At 43.3% G+C, this 18,627-nt stretch carries 13 protein-coding genes and 1 pseudogene; 9 read left to right on the top strand and 5 right to left on the bottom strand.

Features of this window, described 5'->3' with window-relative positions; all coding sequences use genetic code 11:
- The first annotated feature begins 18 nt into the window (after positions 1-18).
- A complete protein-coding gene (locus AACW90_RS18010; protein ID WP_390237169.1) occupies positions 19-210 on the top strand; it encodes an NUDIX hydrolase in 192 nt (63 codons plus the stop codon).
- 45 nt (positions 211-255) lie between these two features.
- Here the strand turns inward: AACW90_RS18010 and AACW90_RS18005 are convergent, their stop codons facing one another.
- Together AACW90_RS18005 and AACW90_RS18000 are read right to left on the bottom strand one after the other, a co-directional pair.
- Positions 256-3,690, bottom strand: coding sequence for a PAS-domain containing protein (locus tag AACW90_RS18005; protein WP_390237167.1), 3,435 nt, complete (start codon positions 3,688-3,690; stop codon positions 256-258).
- Between the two features lie 130 nt (positions 3,691-3,820).
- Positions 3,821-4,987 carry a 3-phenylpropionate MFS transporter gene (locus AACW90_RS18000; RefSeq protein WP_390237165.1) on the bottom strand — a complete coding sequence of 389 codons (1,167 nt, stop codon included), beginning with the start codon at positions 4,985-4,987 and terminating at the stop codon, positions 3,821-3,823.
- Between the two features lie 187 nt (positions 4,988-5,174).
- Between AACW90_RS18000 and AACW90_RS17995 the strand changes: the two are divergent.
- The 7 genes and pseudogenes from AACW90_RS17995 (at position 5,175) to recG (ending at position 14,729) form a co-directional block, all read left to right on the top strand.
- Positions 5,175-7,008, top strand: a pseudogene (locus AACW90_RS17995) (DUF294 nucleotidyltransferase-like domain-containing protein).
- A 2-nt stretch (positions 7,009-7,010) separates the two neighbouring features.
- Positions 7,011-7,646 (top strand): 3'-5' exonuclease, encoded by a 636-nt coding sequence (locus tag AACW90_RS17990; protein WP_390237162.1) that lies wholly within the window; start codon positions 7,011-7,013, stop codon positions 7,644-7,646.
- 232 nt (positions 7,647-7,878) lie between these two features.
- Complete coding sequence (acs, locus tag AACW90_RS17985; protein WP_390237159.1) at positions 7,879-9,819, top strand: acetate--CoA ligase; 1,941 nt, start codon at positions 7,879-7,881, stop codon at positions 9,817-9,819.
- Between the two features lie 343 nt (positions 9,820-10,162).
- Positions 10,163-10,615: a type II 3-dehydroquinate dehydratase gene (aroQ, locus tag AACW90_RS17980; RefSeq protein ID WP_390237157.1), complete on the top strand. Its 453-nt coding sequence runs from the start codon at positions 10,163-10,165 to the stop codon at positions 10,613-10,615.
- Positions 10,616-10,679: 64 nt separating this feature from the next.
- Positions 10,680-11,126 carry an acetyl-CoA carboxylase biotin carboxyl carrier protein gene (gene accB / locus AACW90_RS17975; RefSeq protein WP_390237155.1) on the top strand — a complete coding sequence of 149 codons (447 nt, stop codon included), beginning with the start codon at positions 10,680-10,682 and terminating at the stop codon, positions 11,124-11,126.
- Between the two features lie 15 nt (positions 11,127-11,141).
- Positions 11,142-12,485: an acetyl-CoA carboxylase biotin carboxylase subunit gene (gene accC, locus AACW90_RS17970; RefSeq protein WP_390237153.1), complete on the top strand. Its 1,344-nt coding sequence runs from the start codon at positions 11,142-11,144 to the stop codon at positions 12,483-12,485.
- A 165-nt stretch (positions 12,486-12,650) separates the two neighbouring features.
- Positions 12,651-14,729, top strand: a complete 2,079-nt coding sequence (gene recG / locus AACW90_RS17965) for an ATP-dependent DNA helicase RecG (RefSeq protein WP_390237151.1) — start codon at positions 12,651-12,653, stop codon at positions 14,727-14,729.
- Positions 14,730-14,757: 28 nt separating this feature from the next.
- Here recG and envZ read toward each other — a convergent pair whose 3' ends face one another.
- The 3 genes from envZ to greB all read right to left on the bottom strand — a co-directional run bounded on the left by envZ (position 14,758) and on the right by greB (position 17,518).
- Positions 14,758-16,101 carry a two-component system sensor histidine kinase EnvZ gene (envZ, locus tag AACW90_RS17960; protein ID WP_390237149.1) on the bottom strand — a complete coding sequence of 448 codons (1,344 nt, stop codon included), beginning with the start codon at positions 16,099-16,101 and terminating at the stop codon, positions 14,758-14,760.
- Between the two features lie 59 nt (positions 16,102-16,160).
- Complete coding sequence (ompR, locus tag AACW90_RS17955) at positions 16,161-16,880, bottom strand: osmolarity response regulator transcription factor OmpR (RefSeq protein ID WP_390237146.1); 720 nt, start codon at positions 16,878-16,880, stop codon at positions 16,161-16,163.
- A 161-nt stretch (positions 16,881-17,041) separates the two neighbouring features.
- Positions 17,042-17,518: a transcription elongation factor GreB gene (gene greB, locus AACW90_RS17950; RefSeq protein ID WP_195704592.1), complete on the bottom strand. Its 477-nt coding sequence runs from the start codon at positions 17,516-17,518 to the stop codon at positions 17,042-17,044.
- Positions 17,519-17,706: 188 nt separating this feature from the next.
- Between greB and prmA the strand changes: the two genes are divergently transcribed.
- Positions 17,707-18,594, top strand: coding sequence for a 50S ribosomal protein L11 methyltransferase (gene prmA / locus AACW90_RS17945; RefSeq protein WP_390237143.1), 888 nt, complete (start codon positions 17,707-17,709; stop codon positions 18,592-18,594).
- The last annotated feature ends 33 nt before the right edge of the window (positions 18,595-18,627 follow it).

The raw sequence follows: 18,627 nt of genomic DNA, 5'->3' as shown, positions 1-18,627 counted from the left end.
ACCGAAAACCGATGCTTTATGCATCGGTTTTTCTTTTTTGTTGCTGAACCCGTAGAAGGTGATTTTATTAAGAATACTGAAATATCAGATATTGGATATTTTCCGCTAGATAAACGTCCTATTCTCTCACACGATCGAGCACTTGATGAAGATATACGATCGGGTTATCGCGCCTTTAGTCGGCCAATTATTGACGTTCAGGTAGACTAATTCACAACGACAATGACTTGAACTCACTTATGATAGTTAACGTGCCTATCCATTAACTCGGTTAAGAACGGCTCTAAGTTTTAGTGGTTTAACTGGCTTAGCGATGAATCCGAACCCGTTCGATTTTATCGCACTTAGCATATCTTCCGTTCGATCCGCACTGATGATAATGCCTTCAAAACTATCACCTAAACGTAATCGACACTGCTGTAGCACCTCTAGCCCAGTTCTGTCATTATCTAATCGATAATCAGAAAATATTACGTCAGGAATCCAATCATCGTGTATCAACTGTAGGCTCTCGACTAGATCTTGAGCCGTTCGAACATCACAGCCCCATCGCTCTATTAAATTTCTCATCCCAGTGAGTATATCTCGCTCGTTATCCACACAAAGCACCTTAACATCTAATAATGCCAAATTGTTTTGTGTTGGAGCCGTCACGATATCAGCTTCAGTGATTTCACCTCGATCCAACATAATTGAAAAAACGGAACCTTCACTAGGCCATGAACGCAAACCAATATCATGTTCTAGTACGCGAGCGATGCCTCGAGAAATAGCGAGACCAATACCAAGCCCTTGGGAAACATGGCTTGGATCACCACGGGTAAATTCATCAAAGATCTCCGATTGTTTATCTTGGGCAATACCAACCCCATTATCCCAAACTTCTATTCTTACCTGACCTTTTACCCTACGAGTACCCAATAACACCTTCCCTTTCGGGTTATACCGAAAAGCGTTTGTTAAAAAGTTCTGTAACACACGACGTAGCAATTTAGGATCTGAATGAACGATGAGATTGGATGGGGTCATCTTGAAATCAATACCTTGTTGCTTCGCTAACGCACTAAACTCTGCATTAAGATTATTCAAGACCTCGTTGAGTTTAAATCCTCTTATATCCGTTTTTAGTTTTCCTGATTCAAGTCTGGATATATCCAATAAGTCACCAATTAACTCTTCCGCCGCACCCAATGCACTTTCTATGTGGGTAGACAATTGCTTGGTTTCACTCTCTTTTGCCACCTCAGAAAGTGACGATGCAAAAAGCCGTGCGGCATTAAGTGGCTGCATCAAATCATGGCTAACTGCCGCTAAAAACCGTGTTTTAGATTGTGATTCGGTATTTGCGCTCCGTGTGGCGGACACTAACCGTTTATTAAGGTCTTCGAGTTCTTGCGTTCGCTCTAATACTCTCGTCTCTAGGTTCTCATTCACCTCTTTTAACGTCTTTTCGGCTTCCCGGAATACGGTGATATCAGAAAAACTCATCACGAACCCACCACCGGGCATAGGGTTCCCCTGAACTTCAATAACCGTTCCATCTGGATAAACACGTGAGGAAGTATGCTGCGTACCACACTCTAAATGATAGACACGTTTGCGAACATGATCTTCTGGGTCACCAGGGCCACACAACCCCATTTGCGCATTGTGACGAATGACCTCGGCTATCGGCCTCCCAATCTGAATTAACCCCGACGGAAACTCAAACAGCTCTATATATCTCTGGTTCCATGCCACGATCCGAAGTTGTTTGTCGACGACAGTAATCCCTTGGCTAATATGTTCAATCGCACCTTGCAACAATCCACGACTAAAATCATACAGCTCAGATGCTTCATCTACTATCGTCGCAACTTCTTCTAGTTGCATGTTTTTACCTTGAAGAGCAGAAGTAAGCACTAACTTAGCGGAAGATGCACCAAAAACGCCAGCGAGTACTCTTTCAGTATGACGAATCAACCCAGATGAAGCCTGTTGATTGGGCTGCAAAGTATGTTCTTCTTGTCGCCAATAATGATTAAAGGCCGTTCTCGCTCGGGTTCGACCGACAAAGCGACCAGCCAACATTTCTAGTTCCAAAACCGTCACTCGGCTTTGGTACAAACTTATATTCTCACTTTCTGGCAACGGGGTTCCAACAAAAGCAGCCGATTGTAAGCGCTCACTTAGGCTAGAGCGTGTAACCAATGAAATGAATACATAACACAGGGTATTGACGATAACACTCAGTGCCATCCCCCAATCCGATGAAGTAAGTGACCAATCCACTAAAAATTGCGGGGGTCGAATAATCCACAGCAAAAAATTACTTTCTGAATCACCGGCCAGCATACTGGTTTGGCTCATTAGCGTGACGAGCCAGATTGTGAAACCTGCTAACAAACCAACATAGACACCTTTTTTGTTACCCAATCGCCAATACATGCCACCGATAAGTGCAGGGGAAAATTGGGCGATCGCCGCAAAAGAGAGCAAACCAATAATCGATAACGACCGGATATTATCCAGTGCCATGTAAAAACCCCAAGCCCCGAACAAAATAAGCAGAATCAACACCCGACGAACATTGAGCAATAGCCCTGAAAAGTGAGTATGAGCATGATGGGAGAGTTTTATTCTACGAAGCAACAGTGGAAAAACAAGATCATTAGAGACCATAATGGCTAGGGCAATGGTAGACACAATCACCATACCGCTCGCGGCCGATGTTCCACCTAAAAATGCCAATAGTGCAATGTCATTGGCTCCTACAGAAAGCGGCAAACTGATCACATATGCATCTGCGGGACTTCCAGCTAAAAGGCTTTGCCCTACCCAAGAAATAGGCAAAACAAACAAGCCGATGAGCACGAGATAAGCAGGAAATACACGCCTCGCCACATGAAGATCTTGTGCCCGTTCATTTTCAACAACCATAGTGTGGAACTGCCTTGGCAAGCAGACTATCGCCGCCATCGTCAATAAGGTATGTATGACTAATGCTGGAACGTTTGGTGGTTTGTAGGTCTCTATCGCTATGTCAATTAATTCAATTTCAGGGCGACTCAATGCGAGATAAAATATAAATAATCCCACCACTAAAAAAGCCGCAAGTTTCACAATAGATTCAAAAGCAACGGCCATCATCATACCGCGATGATGCTCAGTATTGTCGATATGGCGCGTTCCAAATAAAATGGTAAAGACTGCCAACGCCCCCACAACAAACCAAGATACATGGCCGTCTTCGTAACCCAACTTAGAGGTGAGCTCTGGAGCGATGATATCTAACCCCATCGTTATTCCCCTTAATTGCAGTGCAATATAAGGCAATATTCCCACCACTGCTATCAAGGTAACGGTAACCGCTAACCCTTGCGACTTGCCGTACCTTGCCGCTATAAAGTCAGCAATGGAGGTAATGTGTTCTCGTTTCGCAATGAGTATAAGCCGCGCGAGTACTCGCCAGCCAAATACAAAGACTAAAATTGGAGCAATATAAATAGGAAGAAATGACCATGGGTTATTACTGGCTTGTCCAACGGTTCCATAGAATGTCCATGAGGTACAGTACACAGCAATAGATAGGCTATAAATCCACGGACGCCAACGCGACAACCACTTGGTTTGCCTGTCACCGTACCATGCGATTAAAAATAGAATCCCGAGATACGCTAAAGTCACAGGAACAACAATCCATCCTTGCATTACACCTTCCTTGAACCGTTTTTAGACACAAAAAAAACCAGAATACTCGATTCCGTTTTTAGACACAAAAAAAACCAGAATACTCGATTCCGGTTTTAGTGTAGTAAAACAACTGTTAATTCTCAGGTGGTTAGCTCTCAATCTGTGGCTCAGGTAGCCCTTTTTTTGGATCCACCCTAACAAAGAGCGCCAAAATGCCCATTGAAGCCATAACCCAAAATACGTTCGCGTTCCACAACTCAAAACCGACACCACTTAATGCCGTCATTACCGCAGTAAACGCCCCCATAGGAATGGCATTGTACAGCGCTTGTAAAGGCACCATTTCGTTCTGCTTTGCTCGCTGAATATACCGAATGGCGGCTAGATGTGCAGTTGCAAACGTCACACCATGCAGTAATTGAATCACGCCCAATGCCCAAACATCCGTGACAGTAGCGGTTAAAGACCAACGCAGTGCAATACCCGCAGAAGCAATCAAGAACATGGTTCGCAGGCTCATACCACTAAATAACCTTCTGCTGGTTGCAAAGACAGTAATCTCTGCAATAACACCAATGCTCCATAGGTAACCAATCACATTCTCTGGATGACCTATCGATTTCCAGTAGATGGTACTAAAGCTGTAATACGCAGCATGACTCCCATGGATAAGAGAGAGTAAAATCAAAAATCGAAACACATCCGGTCTCTTTACCAAAGTAAGTAGTTTGGGCCTAACTGAATCTTCATCCGTTACACTGATCGGCGGAGGGTTCGGGGTTCGCATAGACAACAACAGACCAACAGCGGTACCCGCTAACGCAGTATGGACTATCATATCTGTGCCATATAGCGAAATTAAATAACCGACGACTGTTGAGCCAAATATAAAGGCGATAGAACCCCACAAACGCGTTCTTCCGTAATCGAGCTTGCCAAGCTTCGCGTAGTAATTTGTCATCGCATCAGAAAGAGGGATTGCAGGACCACAACAAAGATTGAACAGAATGGTGGCACCCGCCATCATCCAGAAGTTTCCACCAGTAAAGAAGTGAAACCAGATAAAAATGACGGAAAAGAAACTAAGCCAACGTATAGCCGGAAGTAGGTGCTCAACTTTATGTAGCCTAGGTGTAATGAAAAGATTCGCAATAAATCGAGTCGCGAATGCCAGCCCCATCAACAAACCTATATCACTCGCCGAGACGCCCTGCTCTTTAAACCAGAGTGCCCAAAATGGGATATATACGCCGTAAGCGAAAAAGAAACCAATAAAGTACTGCGAAATCCAGCCATAAGGCGATGGGGAAAACATAATTAACCTAGCTATTTAGAGTGTTATAGAAATCGTCGCCATTATGCCTACGATCCCTTAACTTAAAAAGGGAACAATTGTTAATTTTCCATTCCCTATTACTCCACCATTAGACCAAAGTCGTCTGGAGGTTAAGGAGAAACTTGCCAGACTAGTAAGTAAGGTTTTACTAGGAGTAAATCTTGCCATGCCTGACAAATTTAATATGCAATCACCCCCATTTGACCGTTTATCTGAAACGCAGCAGTTAGAATTACGTTCTTCTCTCGATGTCGCCTACTACAGAGAAAAAGACGTGCTACTAAAGGCCGGTGAAAAATGTCATTTTTTGCATATTTTAATCAAAGGTGCGGTAGAAGAACGCTCAGCCGACGATCTGGAGATATTTGCCCATTACGCAAACGACGATATTTTTGACGTTCGCTCTCAATTTGATGACTTCGCAAAACATAAATATGTCGCGCTCGAGGATACATTATCCTATCTATTACCTACTCAAAAGTTTCTCGATCTGTACAACGCAAATGGTCAGTTTGCAGCCTACTTTGACACCAATTTAGCAAAGCGTCAGGAGCTAATTGAGGCGGCGCAACAGCAACAGAACCTTGCAGAATTCATTTTAACCAAGGTGGATAGCACAATTTATCACCCTCCTTTAGTCCTTGAGCCTGATCTTCCCCTAATAGACGTCACAAAAATGCTAAAAGAAAAGGGGGTAGATGCGGCACTTGTTAGACTTAGTGATAACGACAAACGAGTGTTAGAAAACGCCAACGAACATCCGTATGCCATTGTAACCAGAACCAATATGCTGCACGCCGTCATGTTAGAAGAGCAACCAATGGACACCGCGGTTGGTGATATAGCCACCTTCCCTGTATTCCATGTTGATGATGGTGATTTCCTGTTTAATGCAATGATAACCATGACAAAACAGAAAATGAAAAGGGTCATGGTGTGTGAAGGAAATGACGCCGTAGGCATGTTAGATATGACCCAAATATTAAGTGCATTTTCTACTCATTCTCATGTACTGACTTTAAGTATTGCACGAGCGAGCAGTATCGATGAGTTAGCGCTTGCTGCAAACAAACAGAGAAACTTAGTTGAGAGCTTAATCACCAACGGTATTCGTACTCGATTTATCATGGAGCTAATATCTGCGGTCAATGAGCAGATAATTGAAAAAGCGTTCGAGCTTGTCGTTCCACCCGCTAACCATGATGATATCTGCCTGATTGTTTTAGGTTCAGAGGGTCGTGGAGAGCAGATATTAAAAACCGATCAAGATAACGCCCTGATCATCAAAAATGATATAGAGATAGCAAACCTACCCTCTATTATGAATAACCTAACACACACGCTACAACAACTTGGATATCCACTCTGTCCCGGCAAAGTCATGGTAAATAACCCTGATTGGGTGAAGCATAGCGCCGACTGGGAAAAAACACTCGGCAGTTGGATATCAGCAGCAAGACCCGAACAAGTAATGAAGCTTGCCATCGTCGCTGATGCTCATGCGGTCGCGGGCAATAAGGCACTATTAACGCCAATTAAAAATTACTTGATTAAACGAATGGCGAATCAAGAACTTATTCTCGCGGAATTTACTCGCCCTGCCCTGAATTTTTCGATACCGCTTACCTTGTTTGGAAAAGTTAAATCATCCAAAGAAGGGGTCGATATCAAGGGAGGTGGAATATTTCCGATCGTTCATGGGGTTAGAGCTTTGAGCTTTGAGCCTAGAGCATGCCCTCGATGTGAATAACACTTTCGACAGACTAATTGCTCTTCAAGAGAAGAACGTGTTAGAAAAAGAAACCGCAGAGAACCTCAGCGAAGCATTAAAACTTTTCCTAAAACTTCGTCTAACACAACAATTGTCCCAGCAACATAGCCACAACAAGATCGAACTAAAACTATTAGACAGAACCGAACGTGACCTACTTAGACACAGCCTACACGTGGTGAAGAAATTCAAGCAGTGGCTCGGTTATCATTATCAAATTAGGGATTAGGCATGAATTGGCTTAGGCGCAACTGGTGGCACTACAAACTCAAAGAATCACCTTACCGTGACCTCTTCGCTGCACCTATGAATCAAGAATTAGTCTCTCTTGATTGTGAAACAACCAGCTTAGATCCTAAAAGAGCTGAGTTGGTCACTATTGCGGCAACCAAGATCATAGGTAATAGGATCATTACCAGTGAACCATTCCATGTACGGCTTCGAGCACCGCAGTCTTTAGATTCGGGTTCCGTACGAATTCACCGCATCCGCCACCAAGATCTCATCGACGGCATAAGCGAGAAAGAGGCACTAAAAGCATTAATCACATTTATAGGTAATCGTCCATTAGTCGGGTACCACATCCGTTATGACAAGACGATATTAGATATCGCGTGTAAAAAGCAACTTGGGTTTCCATTGCCCAACAAGCTCATAGAGGTCAGTCATATCTATCATGAAATGTTAGAGAAACACCTCCCTAATGCTTATTTTGATTTAAGTTTAGACGCAATATGCAAACACCTGAACCTACCGCCTCAAAACAATAAACATGACGCATTGCAAGACGCCATCTCTGCCGCACTAGTCTATGTTCGATTAACTTATGGTGATTTGCCAACGCTAAGTTCGGCTTACATGCGATAACTTTTTTAGTTATACCGCTGAGATTTATAACCCGCAGCACAAGTTAATAAAAAAATTCAAAAAATAACCCATATTGAACGACCCAACGTCTCAATTTATCCTAAAGTCTAATTGAGAAAAAACGCGTATTAACCGACAGTTATAGCTATTAGTTAGGTTATAAAAATCAATAGCACAATGCTTATCAAAATGAACTCAATGGAAGTTTGCTTAAATCACAAGGAGAGAAGCAATGAGTGTGTATCCAGTCAAAGATAGTATTAAAGCCCTAACCCATGCAGATAACGATACTTATCTATCCATGTATCAACAGTCTGTCAGCGATCCAGAAGGATTCTGGGGGGAGCACGGCAAGATTGTTGATTGGATAAAACCTTTCACCCATGTCAAAAGCACTTCATTTGATACCGGTCATGTTGATATTCGTTGGTTTGAAGACGGTACACTTAATGTTTCAGCTAACTGTATTGATCGCCATCTTGCAGACAAAGGGGATGAGGTCGCGATTATCTGGGAAGGTGACGATCCTAATGTAGACAAGAGCCTAACCTTCAATGAACTACATAAAGAAGTATGCCGCTTCTCCAATGCATTGAAAGAAGCCGGTGTTCGTAAAGGCGATGTGGTATGTCTTTACATGCCGATGGTACCAGAAGCAGCGGTTGCCATGTTGGCATGTACTCGTATCGGGGCCGTTCATACTGTTGTATTTGGTGGCTTCTCGCCAGAAGCGCTTTCAGGGCGCATTATTGACTCTAATGCAAAAGTTGTGATCACCGCGGATGAGGGCGTTCGTGCAGGACGAGCCGTTCCATTGAAGAAAAACGTTGATGAAGCATTGACGAATCCAGAAGTAAAAAACATCAGCAAAGTGATGGTACTTAAGCGTACTGGTGGTGATATAGATTGGCATGAACATCGTGATATTTGGTGGCACGAAGCAACAGCGAAAGCTTCAGATGACTGCCCACCAGAAGAGATGAAAGCAGAAGACCCATTATTTATTCTTTACACTTCAGGATCTACAGGTAAACCGAAAGGCGTGCTACATACCACTGGTGGTTATCTCGTTTATGCCACCATGACCTTCAAGTATGTGTTTGACTACCATGAAGGCGATACTTTTTGGTGTACCGCGGACGTAGGTTGGATTACTGGTCATACGTACCTTGTTTATGGTCCTCTTTCAAACGGTGCTAAAACTATCTTGTTTGAAGGTGTGCCAAATTATCCTAATACCAGTCGAATGAGCGAAGTGGTAGACAAACATCAAGTCTCTATTTTATATACAGCACCAACCGCTATCCGCGCCCTTATGGCGAAAGGCGACGAGGCGATTAAAGGTACCAACCGTAGCAGCCTTCGCATTATGGGCTCTGTTGGCGAGCCGATAAACCCTGAAGCGTGGGAATGGTATTACAAAACTATTGGTAATGAGAAATCACCTATAGTGGATACATGGTGGCAAACCGAGACTGGCGGCATTCTCATCTCACCTCTTCCGGGCGCGACAGATTTAAAACCGGGCTCCGCTACACGACCATTCTTTGGTGTTCAACCCGCACTTGTCGATAACATGGGTAACATCGTTGAGGGCGCTGCAGAAGGTAACCTCGTTATTCTTGACTCTTGGCCCGGGCAGATGCGTAGCATTTACGGTGATCATGACCGTTTTGAACAGACCTATTTTTCTACATTTAAGGGCATGTATTTTACCAGTGACGGCGCTCGTCGAGACGAGGACGGTTATTACTGGATCACTGGACGTGTTGATGATGTATTGAACGTGTCTGGCCACCGTATGGGTACGGCAGAGATAGAATCAGCACTCGTGGCCTTTAGTAAGATTGCTGAAGCCGCCATTGTGGGGGTTCCTCATGATATTAAAGGCCAAGCCATTTACGCCTATATCACATTGAACGATGGTGAATACCCAAGTGCAGAACTGCACAAAGAAGTAAAAAACTGGGTTCGCAAAGAGATAGGTCCAATTGCAACACCAGACGTACTTCATTGGACTGATTCTTTGCCAAAAACTCGTTCAGGCAAGATCATGCGTCGTATACTGCGAAAAATTGCAACCGGTGATACAAGCAACCTAGGCGACACATCAACACTCGCCGATCCTAGTGTTGTTGACAAACTTATCGCTGAAAAAGCAGATATGTCTTAAAAATCATAAGTAAGATAACTCCAACCATTTGCGCTACTTAATGTAGCGCTTTTTTTTGCCTCAAATTCAACCATCGCTTAAAACGACGTATCTAAACTTCGAAAAACATCTTGTTTTACGGACAATATTTGTTCGACAAGTTGTCAAAAATGTTAACTCTGTAACAATTAGAAAGCTGAGAACAAAGAGATTAGACCAGTAAAATGCTGCTATTTGCAGTGAATTAGCTATAATCGGGGTCTAAAATGATGAATGATTGAAAATTGACTGAAAAATCATTAAAACTGTCTATAATATTATAGATATATTGAATCAGATCTAATTAAAGGAAGATAGGCACAAGATGACTGCAAAGTTACGCATTCTACTTTTAAACGGTCCAAATCTTAACCTATTAGGGGTTAGAGAGCCTGGTCACTACGGTTCGCAGACCCTAGATCAGATAGTGGATAGTTTAATGATTCAGGCCAATAGCGCAGGTGTTGAACTTCAGCATCTACAATCAAACAGAGAATATGAACTGCTAGAAGCCGTGCATGCCGCTCATAATAATGTTGATTTCATTATCATCAATCCGGCTGCATTTACCCACACCAGTATTGCACTACGTGATGCTTTGTTAGGTGTAGCCATTCCTTTTATAGAAGTACATCTGTCCAATGTTCATGCTCGTGAACCTTTTCGCCATCACTCTTATCTATCCGATAAAGCGATAGGCGTAATATGTGGACTAGGTGCTCAAGGTTACCAATTTGCTTTGACGGCAGCGATAGAACAACTGACGTCAAAATCGTAAAGAACTAATTTCGCTTCACTCTGTCATAGAGTAAAGGCGTCCAACAGATAAAGAGAACGAAAAGATGGATATACGTAAAATAAAGAAACTTATCGAACTAGTAGAAGAATCTGGTATTTGCGAACTTGAGATCTCAGAAGGTGAAGAATCAGTACGCATCAGTCGTAACAGCCCAGCACAATTTGCTCCTATGCAATATGCCGCACCTGCTCCCGCACTTGCACCTGCCGTCGCTGCTCCAACAGCAGAAGCCGCACCCGTTATAGCAGAACCTGCTGGTCACAAAGTTCTTTCTCCAATGGTCGGCACTTTCTATCGCTCTCCAAGCCCAGAAGCAAAATCATTTGTTGAAGTGGGCCAAACTGTTTCTGCTGGCGATACTATTGGTATCGTAGAAGCAATGAAAATGATGAACCAAATTGAATCTGATAAATCTGGTGTTGTAACTGCAATTCTAATCGAAGACGGTGCAACAGTAGAATTCGATCAACCACTTGTTGTTATCGAATAATAGAGGCGATTCACTATGCTGGACAAATTAGTCATCGCGAACCGAGGTGAAATTGCACTTCGTATACTTCGCGCTTGTAAAGAAATAGGTATCAAAACAGTGGCGGTCCACTCCACCGCTGACCGAGACCTAAAACACGTATTATTGGCCGATGAATCTATTTGCATCGGTCCTGCTCGTGGTATTGATAGCTACCTGAATATTCCTCGCATTATTTCAGCCGCGGAAGTTACTGGCGCAGTTGCTATTCATCCGGGTTACGGTTTCTTGTCTGAAAACGCAGATTTTGCAGAGCAAGTTGAACGTAGCGGCTTTATTTTTGTCGGCCCTAAAGCAGAAACTATCCGCATAATGGGTGACAAGGTATCGGCGATTAGTGCAATGAAGAAAGCAGGTGTGCCATGTGTACCTGGTTCTGACGGCCCTCTAGATGACGACGCAAGCCTTAACAAAGCCCACGCAAAGCGTATTGGCTATCCGGTCATTATCAAAGCCTCTGGTGGCGGTGGTGGCCGTGGCATGCGTGTTGTTCGTGGTGAAGCCGATCTCGTTGAAGCCATCGCAATGACACGTGCAGAAGCAAAAGCGGCATTCAATAACGACGTGGTTTACATGGAGAAATACCTTGAAAACCCTCGTCACGTTGAAGTACAAATTATTGCCGATGGTCAAGGTGGTGCAATTCATCTTGGTGAGCGTGATTGTTCAATGCAACGTCGCCATCAAAAAGTAGTGGAAGAAGCGCCTGCTCCAGGTATCACTGCCGAAATGCGTAAGTTCATCGGCGAACGTTGTACCCGTGCATGTATTGAAATTAACTATCGTGGTGCAGGTACCTTTGAGTTCTTGTATGAGAATGGTGAATTCTACTTTATCGAAATGAATACTCGTATTCAGGTAGAGCATCCGGTCACTGAAATGGTAACAGGTGTTGATCTAATTAAAGAACAGCTTCGTGTTGCAGCAGGTCAACCACTGTCGTTTACTCAAGACGATATAAAGCTAAGCGGGCACTCAATCGAATGTCGAATCAACGCTGAAGATCCTGTGCGCTTCTTACCTTGCCCGGGCACGATCAACCGATTCCACGCACCAGGTGGTATGGGGGTTCGTTGGGAATCGCATATCTATACTGGCTATACGGTTCCACCTCATTATGACTCGATGATAGGCAAGCTTATTACCTACGGAGAGAATCGTGATGTGGCCATTGCACGTATGAAAAATGCGTTAAGTGAAATGATCATCGAAGGCATCAAAACTAACATATCCTTGCAACAAGAAATAATGAATGATGAAAACTTCCAACATGGCGGTGCTAACATTCATTACCTTGAGAAAAAACTTGGTCTACAGTAAGTAAGCTAGAATTACTTCCATGCTTTGAAAGCACTCTCTTTAGAGTGCTTTTTTATTGGAGCTTAGTTCTAACTGCACCATACTATTGCCAAACTTAAAGACCTGTACAAATAGACAGTAAAGTGCTTGAATGTCAGGGCTAAGAACTAAAAAGTGAGTTTACTTATGTCACAGCTTTTATCCGCTATTCCAATCACATCATTAGTTGGTGTTGGAGCAAAGGTTGCCGAGAAGTTGATTAAAGTGGGCTTACATACCGTTCAAGACCTTCTGTTTCACCTACCTTTACGTTACGAAGACCGCACTAGAATTTACCCAATGGCGAAGGTTCATTCAGGTCTATGGGCTGCCGTGCAAGGAAAAGTAATGAGCGTCGATACTATCTTTGGCAGAAAAAAAATGCTCAGCGTAAAGATAAGCGACGGTAATGGTACATTGACCCTGCGCTTTTTTAATTTCACTGCGGGGATGAAAAACAACTTCTCAGAGGGCAAGCAGGTTCACGCTTATGGGGAAATAAAACGTGGTAATTATGGCTTGGAAATTGTACATCCAGATTATAAATTCTTTGCACCAGCAACCACCCCAGACATTGAGCAAAATCTAACACCGGTCTACCCAACAACAGAAGGGCTGAGACAAAACACCCTTAGAAATCTCAGTGAGCAAGCCTTATTGTTATTAGACAAATCAGCCGTTGAAGAGCTTCTTCCTAATGGTCTGTATAACAATCAACTCACATTGGCTCAGGCACTGCACACTATCCATCGCCCACCACCAGATACTAATATAGACGATTTTGATGAAGGAAAAACACCCGCTCAACAACGTCTTATTATTGAAGAACTAATCGCCCAAAATTTATCCATGCTCGCGATTCGAAATAAAGGCCAACAAGACACCGCATTACCTTTATCTGAAATAGGAAACTTTAAAGAAAAGCTTTTAGCTCAGCTACCTTTCTCCCCCACTAATGCACAAAACAGAGTGGTTGAAGAGATAGAAGCAGACTTAGTTAAACCTCACCCAATGATGCGTTTAGTACAAGGTGATGTAGGTTCAGGTAAAACATTGGTTGCTGCACTGGCGGCGGTTAGAGCAATATCACATGGGTACCAAGTCGCACTTATGGCACCTACCGAGTTGTTAGCAGAGCAGCACGCAATAAATTTCACGAATTGGTTAGAGCCTTTAGGGATTCAAGTCGCTTGGTTAGCAGGGAAATTGAAAGGTAAAACCAGACAAACAGAGTTAAATAAAATTGTCTCTGGCGACGCTAAAATGGTGGTTGGAACCCATGCCCTTTTCCAAGACCACGTCGAGTTCAACCAACTGGCGTTAGTCATTATTGATGAGCAGCATCGATTTGGTGTTCATCAACGATTAAAGTTACGAGAAAAAGGAGAAGCTCAAGGCTCTTTTCCTCATCAACTCATCATGACTGCAACCCCAATACCTCGAACCTTGGCAATGACCGCCTATGCCGATTTAGAAACATCAATCATTGACGAGTTACCACCAGGAAGAACACCCATTCAAACGGTGGCGATCCCAGATACAAAGCGAAGCATGATTATCGATAGAGTTCAAAATGCTTGCCTAAACGAAGGAAAGCAAGCCTATTGGGTCTGCACGCTTATCGATGAATCTGAAGTATTAGAAGCGCAAGCGGCTGCGGATACGGCAGAAGAGCTACAAAGGCAACTACCAGATCTAAAAATAGGTTTAGTGCATGGCCGAATGAAATCAGCAGAAAAACAGGCAGTAATGTTGCAGTTCAAAAACAATGAGTTGCATTTATTGGTTGCGACAACGGTTATAGAAGTAGGCGTTGATGTTCCCAATTCCAGTTTGATGATTATCGAAAACCCAGAACGTTTAGGGCTTGCTCAGCTTCACCAGCTTCGCGGTCGTGTCGGGCGCGGAACGATTGCGAGTCATTGTGTATTACTTTATCACTCTCCTTTATCTAAAACAGCGCAAAAACGTTTAAGTGTTTTACGTGAAAGTAATGATGGATTTGTTATCGCCCAACGTGACTTGGAAATTAGAGGCCCGGGAGAACTATTGGGGACAAAACAGACGGGTATCGCCGATTTAATGATTGCCGACTTAGTCAGAGATCAAAGGCTCATCCCTGAAATTCAACGAATGGCCAGATTCATACATGATCAGTACCCAGACAATGCAAAATCAATAATCGAGCGCTGGTTAGGCGAACGAGATATTTACTCAAACGCCTAGACATGTTGGCCACACACTCGCTTAAGGCTTAGGTTCTTTTTGTCCGTTTGTTAAGCCTATTTTGTCGAGAAGCCGTAGGAAAATTAAGCTGTACTCGTAACCCTCCCTCAGAACGGTTAATCACTGAAATAGTGCCACTATGCTGAGTGACAATTCGTTTTACGATAGCCAAGCCTAAACCCGTTCCTTCACTGCCTCTTGCTGAGTCACCTCGCGTAAAGGGTTCAAAAAGCTTATCTGACTGCTCTATATCGATTCCGGGCCCATTGTCTTCAACACTCACCCAGATAGTGTGCTTGTCTGCGGTTGTGCCCGTGGCTATTCGCACCCAACCGTTGCCATACCTTTCCGCATTCACCATTAAATTAGTTAACGATCGCTTTACTTCAATCTCACTACCTAACAGCAAGCAATCTTCCTGCGAAATATCGGTTTCTATATCAATGGATTCATCCTTGATAGCGACAGATACCGCCAATGCTAGATTATTAAGGTCAACATTATCAAAGCCTTCTTTGTTAACTGGTTTCAGGTAATCCATAAACTGACCAATAATCTCGTTGCATTCTTCGGTATCTTGAATAATACCCTCGGCCAGATAGCTGTCTTTTGGCGACATCATTTCTGTCGCTAATCGTATTCGAGTCAATGGAGTACGCAAATCATGGCTTATTCCTGCCATCAAAAACGCTCTATCCTCTTCAAGAACTTGGATATCCTTTGCCATCTGATTAAAGGCATGGGTTACGGCCCTTATTTCATTCGCACCTCTTTCCGCCAAAGGAGGTGGAAATTCACCTCTTCCCACCATTCTCGCGGCACCTTCTAATGCCATCAAAGGCCTATTTTGGATTCTTACAAAGATCCAACCCGCAAAGATAATAAGAACCGCCATTAACAGGCTATTTCGAAACAACGGTATGAAGTCTTCTTCTTGCAACTCCGAAAGCGGGATCCGTAATAAAACATTGGGTAATTGATCTATCTTTATCCACAAAATATAGCTTTCGCTATCCAGAGCTAATCTAACTTCGGCATCGCTGCCAAGCTCTTGGCTCATATGTTCACTCAAAAAATCAATGCTGGTCGCCGTATCGAACTCTTCACCAATCGGTTCATCTTTATGATGGGCTGTTACCCCCAATTTCTCTAATAGTTTTCTTCTCGATGGCGCTTCTAAATATACCCCGTTCTCAACCTCGACATAGTCGTCCAGCATTAAGCTTACTTCGTGGGCCAATATACGATTAAACTGTTGTAAGCTCGGCAACAGTGCATAGTTGAATATCGCAAAATAGGAATAAGCCTGACTCGCAAGCAGCACCAGAATAAAAAGCAAAACGGTTTGTGTACGTGAACTACGGATGAGCATAAATGCCTCGAAATAATAAAGCCCTTAAGAGAGCATCTTAAGGGCTTTTCAATAGAGAATTAAGCGTTTTTACCATCGGGAACAAATACATAACCTAATCCCCAGACCGTCTGAATATAACGTGGATGGCTTGGATCTTCTTCTAGCATTCTTCGTAATCTAGAGATCTGTACATCGATAGAGCGTTCCATTGCAGAATATTCTCTACCTCTTGCCATGTTCATCAGTTTGTCTCTCGACATAGGTTCTCGGGCATTATTTACCAGCGCTTTAAGCACGGCAAACTCACCAGACGTTAAAGGCATAAACTCATCACCTCGGAACATTTCTCTTGTTCCAAGGTTCAAGCGAAATTCACCAAATTCAATATTCGTTTCTTCCGAGCTTGGTGCTCCGGGGGCTTCAACAACTTGTCGACGCAATACCGCTTTAATACGTGCAAGTAACTCACGAGGATTAAAAGGCTTAGGTAGATAATCGTCCGCTCCAACTTCAAGCCCAACAATTCTGTCTATTTCATCACCCTTTGCCGTCAACATTAATATTGGGATCATATTTTCTGCCGTTCGTAGGCGACGACAAATCGAAAGGCCATCTTCACCCGGAAGCATAAGATCCAACACCACTAAATGAAAGGTCTCGCGCTTAAGCAACCTGTCCATCTGCTCCCCATTTGCGACGCCACGAACCTGAAAGCCTTGTTCAGATAAGTAGCGCTCTAGCAAAGATCGGAGACGAGCATCATCATCAACGACTAAGATTTTATGGTTCTCTTGCATTCAACTTCTTCCAATTAATGTATGGCTTATTATTAAGCGTAGATAATAATAACCTAATCGCATATCTATAGAGTAAATTGCACGTCAAAAATTGTTAGTAATCATGTCAGAATCAACAATAAGCTTATTTACTTAATTCATAGCAATCCGTGAATGACCCACTATTTCTCATACTCAATTGAATTGATAAACCACTCTTTGTCACCTTCTGGTGTCTTCACCGCGAACTCGTCGTCGACTTCTTTTTTAAGCAAGGAGCGCGCCATAGGTGAGTCGATAGAAATGTACCCTTTCGCATCACCGTAAATCTCTTCAGGGCCTACAATACGGAATTTCTTCGTTTCACCGGCTTCATTTTCAATTTCAATCCAAGCACCAAAAAAAACTTTGCCTTCCTGCTGGGGTGAATAATCAACAATAGTGACTTCTGGTAAAAACTTCCTCAAGAACCGAACGCGCCGGTCTATCTGCCGCAGTATACGCTTGTTAAACGTGTAATCAGCATTCTCTGAACGATCACCTAGCCCTGCAGCCCAAGTGACTATCTTGGTAATCTCAGGGCGTTTCTCATTCCAAAGGTGATCATGCTCTTGCTTAAGCTTGTTATAACCTTCTCGGGTGATCAGTTTTGTTTTCAATGCAACACTCTCAATTCAATCGAACCATTTAGAAATGGTTCGCTGTTCTAGATATTTAACCAGTATATCCACTAATTGTACATCCACAGAGCCTCATTACTCTAAACGCCACTAGATGAACCATTCGAATTCCAATGACTTTCTGCTAGACTCCCCCACAATTCAAACTGATCAAAAAGGTCGTTTTCATGCCTTGGATTCAAATAAAACTCAATGCGACAGCAAAAGATGCTTTGCAAATTGGTGATATGTTATCTGAAGAGACAGGCGCACTTTCCGTCACTTTTCTCGATGCGAAAGACACGCCGATTTTCGAACCTCTGCCGGGAGAAACTCGTTTATGGGGAGAAACGGATGTCGTTGCATTATACGATGCAGAAATCGATACCACATGGGTGATCCAACAAGTTACCCGTTCTGGTCTATTTCCTGACGACTTTGCATACAAAGTTGAACAACTGGAAGATAAGGACTGGGAACGTGAGTGGATGGATAATTTTCACCCAATGAAATTTGGCAAGCGATTGTGGATCTGCCCTAGTTGGCGTGATGTTCCCGATCCTAGCGCCATCAATGTCATGTTAGATCCCGGCCTAGCCTTTGGTACTGGCACCCACCCAACCACGTCTCTTTGTTTAGAATGGTTAGAAAGTATCGACCTTGAAGGTAAAACTGTCATCGATTTTGGTTGTGGCTCAGGAATTCTCGCGGTTGCCGCGATTAAACTTGGTGCAAAAAAAGTTATTGGAATCGATATAGACCCACAGGCTATCACCGCCTCAAAAGAGAACGCGAGGCGCAATGGGGTTGCCGATCAACTAGAGTTATTCTTACCGCAAGATCAACCTGAAGGTCTAATTGCAGACGTTGTTGTCGCCAATATTCTTGCGGCACCGCTACGTGAACTGTCGCCTGTGATTAAAGGCTTGATCAAATCGAAAGGTCTGTTAGCGATGTCGGGTGTATTAGACACACAAGCAGAAGATGTTGCTAACTACTACAGAGATGAGCTCGATATCGACCCAATTGCTGAAACTGAAGAGTGGTGTCGTATTTCAGGAATAAAAAAACGGTAATTGCATACGCCTAATTGATTGAATTTTAGGCAA

It is taken from the genome of Vibrio frigidus (assembly GCF_042465995.1).
Classification (GTDB): Bacteria; Pseudomonadota; Gammaproteobacteria; order Enterobacterales; family Vibrionaceae; genus Vibrio.
The sequence above is the reverse complement of the archived record's forward strand: the minus strand, read 5'-3'. Positions and strand labels throughout refer to the sequence as shown.